At 41.7% G+C, this 8294-nt stretch carries 8 protein-coding genes and 1 pseudogene; 2 read left to right on the forward strand and 7 right to left on the reverse strand.

Translation table 11 applies throughout. From position 1 onward, the window contains the following. Nucleotides 1-52: 52 nt before the first annotated feature. From AC5JMK_RS10020 to hisF, 3 genes and pseudogenes are all read right to left on the reverse strand, one after another. A pseudogene (locus AC5JMK_RS10020) lies at nt 53-256 on the reverse strand (helix-turn-helix domain-containing protein); the annotation flags it as partial. A gap of 561 nt (nt 257-817) precedes the next feature. After that, on the reverse strand, nt 818-1009 hold the full coding sequence (locus AC5JMK_RS10025) for a hypothetical protein (protein WP_026723255.1): 192 nt from the start codon (nt 1007-1009) through the stop codon (nt 818-820). Between the two features lie 100 nt (nt 1010-1109). Then, nucleotides 1110-1883 carry an imidazole glycerol phosphate synthase subunit HisF gene (gene hisF, locus AC5JMK_RS10030; protein WP_096678045.1) on the reverse strand — a complete coding sequence of 258 codons (774 nt, stop codon included), beginning with the start codon at nt 1881-1883 and terminating at the stop codon, nt 1110-1112. A 157-nt stretch (nt 1884-2040) separates the two neighbouring features. Here hisF and ruvB point away from each other — a divergent pair, with 157 nt between their 5' ends. Continuing rightward, nucleotides 2041-3144 carry a Holliday junction branch migration DNA helicase RuvB gene (ruvB, locus tag AC5JMK_RS10035; protein WP_096678043.1) on the forward strand — a complete coding sequence of 368 codons (1104 nt, stop codon included), beginning with the start codon at nt 2041-2043 and terminating at the stop codon, nt 3142-3144. Nucleotides 3145-3403: 259 nt separating this feature from the next. Continuing rightward, on the forward strand, nt 3404-4207 hold the full coding sequence (locus tag AC5JMK_RS10040; RefSeq protein WP_096678041.1) for a tetratricopeptide repeat protein: 804 nt from the start codon (nt 3404-3406) through the stop codon (nt 4205-4207). A gap of 79 nt (nt 4208-4286) precedes the next feature. Here AC5JMK_RS10040 and AC5JMK_RS10045 read toward each other — a convergent pair whose 3' ends face one another. From AC5JMK_RS10045 to AC5JMK_RS10060, 4 genes are all read right to left on the reverse strand, one after another. Continuing rightward, nucleotides 4287-5546 carry a RuBisCO small subunit-like domain-containing protein gene (locus AC5JMK_RS10045; protein ID WP_096678039.1) on the reverse strand — a complete coding sequence of 420 codons (1260 nt, stop codon included), beginning with the start codon at nt 5544-5546 and terminating at the stop codon, nt 4287-4289. Between the two features lie 318 nt (nt 5547-5864). Then, the gene (locus AC5JMK_RS10050; protein WP_096678037.1) at nt 5865-6104 is read right to left on the reverse strand and encodes a hypothetical protein; all 240 of its coding nucleotides are present in this window, start codon (nt 6102-6104) and stop codon (nt 5865-5867) included. A gap of 149 nt (nt 6105-6253) precedes the next feature. Next, entirely contained in the window at nt 6254-7732 is a 1479-nt protein-coding gene (locus AC5JMK_RS10055) for a hypothetical protein (protein ID WP_096678035.1), read from the reverse strand. A gap of 215 nt (nt 7733-7947) precedes the next feature. Beyond that, nucleotides 7948-8184, reverse strand: a complete 237-nt coding sequence (locus AC5JMK_RS10060) for a hypothetical protein (RefSeq protein ID WP_495909988.1) — start codon at nt 8182-8184, stop codon at nt 7948-7950. Between the last annotated feature and the right edge of the window lie 110 nt (nt 8185-8294).

An 8294-nucleotide genomic window follows, 5' to 3' on the forward strand; every position in this document is an offset into this window, starting at 1 on the left:
GCACCCTAAGAGCTAGTCACATAAAGGCTTTGATAGTTGTCGGAGATGTCTATTCAGTTTCTTGTTCTTTTTTTAGCTTTGGTAATAAAGAATTGAGTCCAGATTGAGACAAGCCTTTACCAGTCGCTTTATAGGTTTCAATACACTGATTCAACCCATAATTCCACCACCAACGCGCACATCCAAAGTGTTGAGCTAATACCTGGATTTGCTCATCTGTGGGGTGCAACCTGACTTTTAGCGCTTGTCGTCTCATCTAAACTTCTCCAAATATCGACCTTTACTATTATAAACATATTCTAGTAACATTATTTCAGAAATATTTGGCTACTCCTCATATATCTCCTCTCTCGCCTTACGGCATTGGTCGGAGATACAATCGTCGCAGCCCGCCTTATATCCCGCCACTGATTCGGAGTACCGAATGAGCGTGGGGGACGAGGGCGCGACTTAGTTAACCACAAACACACTCACACAGAGTAAATTAACTCACTGTTGCTGGTAATGGAGACAAGGAAGGAGGACAATAAGGACAACAGAGAAAAACACCTAATGCTTCTTTTTCTATCCACCTTGAAAGGGCTGAAGACAAGATCCCCGGCTTCTGTTGAGAAGTCGGGGATCTTGATTTTGCAATTCTCACAAATCATATAGGATTGCTATATAAGGAATTTCTGGTCTCAGTTTATATTTGGATTAATGCAATATTATTACTTTAGTCTTCTGTTTGCCGGCAATTAAAAGTATGAGTAATGGGTGACGCCACAAAGTTATTTTTGTTTTGTCATATACTCTAAATAAATAAGCATCTTTTTCATTAAGATACTTGTAATAAATAGCTCATACAATGCCCCATCAAAAAGTAAACAACCATCATTGCGGCTGCGGCTAATGCAACTAATAAACCAGCCAACATCAGGGAAAATTCTTTACTCTCATAGGCTCTTTCCATCAAATGCAACGACCAGGCTACCAGCGCCACATCAAAAACTAATATAGGTATCAACATATTTATTAATATTTATTAATGTTTCTTTACCAAGTTTAACATCCTTTCCAGGAAGTGTGTTGAGTACTGGATGTATCTTCAAATCACCGATTGACTCACATTACTGATGCATTCGTACTGGCAATTGATGATGACGCAAATAATTTTTGATTTCCTCCACGGTTAATTCCCCGTAATGCAACAGTGAAGCTAGTAAGGCGGCTTCGGCTCTACCTTCTGTAAGTGCTTCATAAATATGTTGACAATTACCTGCACCACCGGAGGCTATTACTGGAACTTGTACAGTTTCGGCGATCGCTTTTGTTAATTCGAGGTCATAACCTGCCTTAGTCCCATCGGCATCCATACTAGTCACTAATAGTTCTCCTGCACCTCGTTTTTCTACTTCTTGCGCCCATTTAAGAGCATCGATGCCTGTATTTTGCCGTCCACCTCGCACATACACATCCCAACCTGGATTAGTAGGATCTTGTCTGCGTCTAGCATCAATTGCAACAACTATGCATTGATTACCGAAGCGATCGCTAGCCCGATTAATAAAATCTGGGTCGCGTACCGCCGCAGAATTAATACTAACCTTGTCCGCTCCAGCTCGTAACAGATTTTTAACATTTTCTAAGGATTGGATGCCACCGCCAACAGTCAAAGGAATAAAAACTTGTTCCGCAGTACGGTAAACCACGTCAATTATAGTGTTACGGTCTTCATGAGTAGCTGTAATATCTAGAAACACTAATTCATCTGCTCCAGCTTCGTTGTAAACTTTTGCTAATTCAACAGGGTCGCCTGCGTCCTGGAGGTTAACAAAGTTAACTCCTTTTACAACTCTTCCCACGTTCACATCTAAGCAAGGTAAGATTCTCTTAGCCAGCATGACAAACTTTGTACTCCTAAGTAATTCCCCGGAATTTAAATTCTAAATTGGCAAGCGTAATTTCTCCAAAGAAAAATTTTGCGTCAGTATTTATACGCCTTGGTGCCGCTACCACTTGCCCTCAATAAGTCTACAAGTAAAAGTTAATAGCTGAACTATGGCGATTATTTCCTCGAAAAAACAGCCTCACGATCCAGGCGGTAAACAACCAAAACAGCATCAGGAAGTGGCAAAACCATCTCCAGAAGAGAATGTTCTGCAACCCGAAGCTGCTATTGATGAACAAGGTAAACAAGAAGAAAGTATTCGACCACAGAAGTTTGCCGATTATATTGGGCAAAAAGATTTAAAAGACGTACTGGACATAGCAATTAAAGCAGCTAAGTCTAGAGGAGAAGTGCTAGATCACCTGCTATTGTATGGTCCTCCCGGTTTAGGTAAAACCACAATGGCAATGATTTTAGCAGCTGAGATGGGAGTGAACTATAAAATTACTAGCGCCCCAGCTCTAGAACGGCCTAGAGATATTGTTGGACTGCTAGTGAATCAGAAGCCAGGAGATGTCCTATTTATCGATGAAATTCATCGTCTGTCGCGAATGACGGAAGAAATTTTATACCCAGCGATGGAAGATTACAGATTAGATATCACTGTTGGGAAGGGTTCCAGCGCTCGGACTCGCAGTATACCACTAGCAAAATTTACCTTGGTAGGGGCAACAACTCGTGTAGGCGCGCTGACATCTCCTCTACGCGATCGCTTTGGCTTAGTGCAAAAACTAAGATTTTATGAGGTAGAAGAACTAAGTCTCATTGTTCAGCGCAGTGCTGAGTTACTCAAAACCAACATTACAAAAGATGGTGCGACAGAAATTGCCAAGCGATCGCGAGGAACACCACGGATTGCTAATAGACTACTCAAGCGTGTCCGTGATTACGCGGAAGTTAAGTCCTTTGAGCAAGTTTGCGAAAAAGTTGCAGCCGAGGCATTGCACCTATTCCAAGTTGATCCTTGTGGCTTGGATTGGACAGATCGCAAAATGTTGACTGTAATCATTGAACAATTTAATGGTGGGCCAGTAGGATTAGAAACAATTGCCGCCACAACTGGTGAAGATACCCAAACTATAGAAGAAGTGTATGAACCTTATTTGATGCAAATCGGCTATTTAAGCCGGACACCTCGTGGTAGAGTAGCCACAGCAGCAGCGTATAAGCATATGGGCTTTAAGCCACCGAATGAACAGTTATCGTTGTTATGAGAAACTGAGGGTAGGGGATAGGGGATCAGGGATCGGGAGGATAAGAGAAATAAGAGAAATAAGAGAAATAACAGTTGGAAAACAAGGAAAAATTTTTTCCCTGTCTTGTTTCTATATTTTTGCCTTTTCCCAATCCCCATTTCCTTCGGCCCTTATCCCCAGAGAAGACCCCTACCTTCCCCTTATCCCCAGAGGGGACCCCACCTGCCCCTTATCCCCAAAGGGGACCCCTACCTTCCCCAATCCCCAATCCCCAATTATGAGATTATTTGTAATTTTGTTGAGTCTGCTGCTGATGTTTGGCTGGAGTGAAGCAGTCATCGCCCAACCCCAAGCGCCAAACTTCACGCCAGAAGAGATACAAAAATGGGATAACTTGGCAAAATCAGCTTTTGTAGCGACAAGTAAAGGGGATTTTGCTAAGGCTGAACAGTACTGGACAGAAATTATTGAAAGGTTCCCAGATAATGCAGCTATTTGGAGTAACCGGGGAAACTCTAGGGTGAGTCAGAATAAATTACAAGAAGCACTAGCAGATTTTAACAAAGCTATAGAACTTGCTCCTGATGTGACAGACCCATATTTAAATCGTGGTACAGCCCTTGAAGCTTTGGGTAGATGGAAAGAAGCGATCGCAGACTACAATCATATATTAGAAGTTGATCCCAACGATGCAATGGCTTACAACAATCGTGGTACAGCCAAAGCAGGTTTGGGTAAATGGGAAGAAGCAATTGCTGACTATCAAAAATCAATGGTAATAGCGCCAAATTTAGTCATAGCTCGTGGTAACTATGCCTTGGTTTTGTATGAAACTAGTCAAATAGACAAAGCCATCCGAGAAATGAAAAATATAGTCCGCAAATACCCTAATTTTGCTGACACACGTGCTGCACTCACAGCCGCCCTTTGGGTAAAAGGACAAAAAGGGGAGGCGGAAAGTAACTGGGTAGCAGCCTACGGACTTGACACCCGATATAAAGATATAAACTGGGTGAAAAATATCCGTCGCTGGCCTCCCAGTATGGTAGCCGCCTTAGATAAGTTTTTAAAACTCCAGTGATGGGAACAAAGCAAGAGGGACAAGGAAGACAGAGAGGGGAATAACAAATGACTAATGACTAATGACTAATGACAAATAACTAATTATTCACTTTCCCACTTGGACGCTGAATAATTGTTTCCATTACCCGACGTTTATTTTTTGGATCAACTCCTACTAAGCGTACATACTCGCCAGTATATTCCGCTAGACAAGATTCGATAGTGGAGATAGCATCAGACTCAGCATCGATTTTACCAACAGCGCAACTTTGCCATGAACCTGTACGGAAACGGCGTTCATCTACGTGTTCAATGCCAATTTTGTAACCCTGTGCTAGTAGCTCACGTATTTGTCCTTGGGTTTCTAGGGTGAGATGAGTATTATTAGAGTGTGATTTTTGATAGCCATTATCACGATTGCTAACAGTTTGATTCACTTGTGTCGGTGCAGCAACAGGCTGGGATAGATTTCGAGTATACAAACCGCGATTATATTCTGTAACTAACTGTGAATCCTGGACACGTTGTTGTTCTCCTACTATAAAGTTACCCATCTCAATCAAATGAGATAGATCAAAATTAGGTTTTCTAAATTGAGGTGGCCCTTCTAAACTGTTGACTACCCGCATTGAGATGCTTTCAATACCAGTATCATGAATAAACTTGCGGATTTGTTCATCATAAATGCGCGATCGCAAAGCACTAAAAAAGTCTATAGACTGATTCAAGAAAGTATCAACAAGTTGTTCTATTTCCCGTGGCGAAAGTCCATCTTCACTAAAAATTCCGCCAACGATTCCTATTTTGTCATCTCTGTCTGGTTCCCAATAAAATTTCTCCATCCGACCATCGCGAATTAATGGTGCATACAGAGTAGAGAAATCATTCCCTGTGACAATAATTGGTACACGATGTAATGGTGTAGCATCATAGCTACCAGGCAACTGCACATCAGTAGGGTTATCGGCAATATTCATCAGTGTGGCGTTTACCAATTGGGTGTTTACTGTGTATTGCGTACCCTCATCAAAACGTCCAGCACCAGCGTCTAAATCATTAATCATGATCACGCACATTTTACCGCGCACCTTGATTAATTCTGCGGTTTCCCGATAGCGTAGACGAATTAGCCGTGCTGGATCTCCTGCATCTGGACTTTCCAATTCTCCGCCGGAAATATGAGTTACTTCTACACCCATTCTTTCAAAAACTAACTCACATTGAAAAGATTTACCTTCACCTTTACGTCCATGAATACCTAAAATCAAAGGTACTCTGACACCAGGGATATCGAGAAAGTTTTTGGTGATGTGAACAGCAAGTTTGTCCAAAAAGCGGGGAGCAATGTAGTAACTCATAAACCTTGGGGATAGATAAAATATCTGAAAATTATGTTAAGTTTTTTTGTCACTATGTGTCACTATTCTTCAGAAATAGATAAACATAAACACCCATTGCCAAAGCTCGCTTAAATAATCGGGGATTCTTTAAAATCACAATACTTTATAGAGGCGCAAAGCTTGAGAGATCCTAATTTTTTCAATATACCGCGCTTGGGTTAAAATTCTTAGCTAGTAGCACAAGTCGTCTTTATACGACTCAAATAAATCAAGTAGTCTGCTTAAGCAGACTTTGACTATGAGCAGGAGGGTTTTTTGAATATTTGGAATGCTCCCTTAATCTTCATGACGATGCTGCCATGCTACACCAAAAGCTGCCGTTGCTCCAGCAACTAATCCAGTACCCATTCCTTCTATAGTTTTAGTAATCGGGTCTTTGGTTAAACACTCACTGGTAACTTTATTTGCTTGTAAACAGGAATTGCTTTCTGCCCAGCTAGTGGTACCTCCTAAAATTACACCAGCTATACTACAGGAAACAACGAGCAGTAAAAGGCGTTTGGTTTTTCTATCCATAGATAGTTGTTAGAAATTAAATAAGTTGCAAAGATTCATCACCTACTTTACACAACACTAGCCCAAATCGACAAATTTTAATCCAGGATTGAAGCAAGGGGGAAATATTGTTGCGAAAAACCGCTCGCGTGTGAGAAGGGTTGCGCGATTTATGTGTATTTGTGTGTTCCTTGCCAGACTTCCAATCCACCGTCAGGGTTATCTATATATGTCCACTTTCCATCTTTCAGGACTGCTACACGCGGGCCAAAAGGATTGGTTGTCCCGATGAATAAACCATGTGGAGTGGAAATGAAGTTACGGACTCCAAAATTATAGACATTGCCAAATCCTTGTCTAGTCACAGGTAGCCAGTTTTCGCCGTCAAAGCTGCGCCATACTTCAAAACCACCTTGATGTTTGACGATTTCTTCTAAACCGACGCTATTGAGCATTCGGATTATTTTCTCTGGTCTACCTTCTAAGGAGACATAACGGATAATATCACTCCAATCCATCGTTCCTGCGTATAACCAACCATCATGTACTCCCATTCTCCAGAGATAGCCATTACATAAGCTATTGAATCCAGCTGCTAATCCACTTAGAGGAGATTTACCATCCTTGCGGATGTCTCCCATAATCACATCCCAAGAACCATCATGGTGAATCCTGATCAGTTCAGCACCAGCAGGGCCTATTTTGTTGAGGTGATCATAACCGCCATTTTGAATGCCAGTACCCACATATAAGGCATCCTTAAAAACCATCATACTGGCAGCAATTTGATTGAGACTACCACGACCTGCACCGTTAGAGATCACTTTAGTCCAATGATAAGGGGGTTTTCCTTCTGCTTTAGTACGCCAGATTTGGAAACCTTTGTTATTAACAGTTCCAGCATAAAGATAATCTCCAAAGGGACGTAACTCAAAAATAGTGCGATTGTCAGGATCTCCAAAGCTGCGATCGCTTGCAGCATACCACTCTCCTTTGGCAGGATCGCTACTTTCATAAACTTGAGTTACTCCAGAGGTATTTGGGTTTCCTCCCGCTGCACCTGTGGGAGCAGTAAATAAGCGTCCTTTGAAGGGAATTAGCAAGCGCAAACTGGTAATTGGTAAACCTACTAATCCGGGTTTCGAGACAATCTCAAAGTTTTTACCGTCTTCAGTACGCATGATTAGGGGACCATTGGCGCGAGATCTTGACCAGGTGCTGACATATAATGCTGGTTCTGGATCTGATTTGCCTTGAAAAACTGCCATCCCACGGTAGCCAAGGTCACGACTGAACTCATCCCCTTCCTTACTGAAGGTCATTGGAGCCTGAAAAACCCGTTCCCAATGTTTGATGACTGGATTGTACCGCCAGATTTCTGCTCGCGCCCAAGTTCGTTCAAATTCTGGCGAATAAACTTTATGAGGACATTCAACAGGCCAAACGTCTATCTTCACCTGTGGCATACTATGACGGATCAGACAAAAATTGGCACGGGTTGTTCCAACATACAAGTGTCCATTAAACCAAGCCATGGAATGAGCATAAGCATTATTACCATCGCCAAAGCCGTTTTTGCAAATTTTACGGAAATTAGCTTCACTTAATCCGGGGTTTGGTTCTGGATGAAAAATTCGCACCTGAGTCATCCGATTTTGGATTTTGGATTTTGGAAAACGGAATTGATTCCACAGAGGAAAGAGTTGCAATATATACACAGTTCCTTCATGGACTGCGTAACATTTGATTCTTAATAATTTTCCAACATCTGAATCAACAGCACAGGATAAAAATCAGAAAATCATCTAGAAGGCTACTGTAAAAATTGCGCGAGATAAAGCTGTTCAGAAATACTACTTACTTATCAATCAGCATCAATATCTACATGTTTGGGACACTCTAACCGATGCATTAACATTGCAAGCCGATGCATTAACATTGCAAGCCGATGCATTAACATTGCAGGTCGATGCATTAACATTGCAGGTCGATGCATTAACATTGCAGGTCGATACATTAACATTGCAGGTCGATACATTAACATTGCAAGCCGATACATTAACATTGCAGGTCGATGCATTAACATTGTAGGTCGATGCATTAACGTCAACAAACTCGCTGATTTACTCCCATGATTATTCGGCTAGAAACGCCTCCGTAGTTTTTCACTCTCCCCCGGTAAAAAGAGATTAGAGAGAAACAGAAATAGGA

This window comes from Pelatocladus sp. (genome assembly GCF_059505505.1).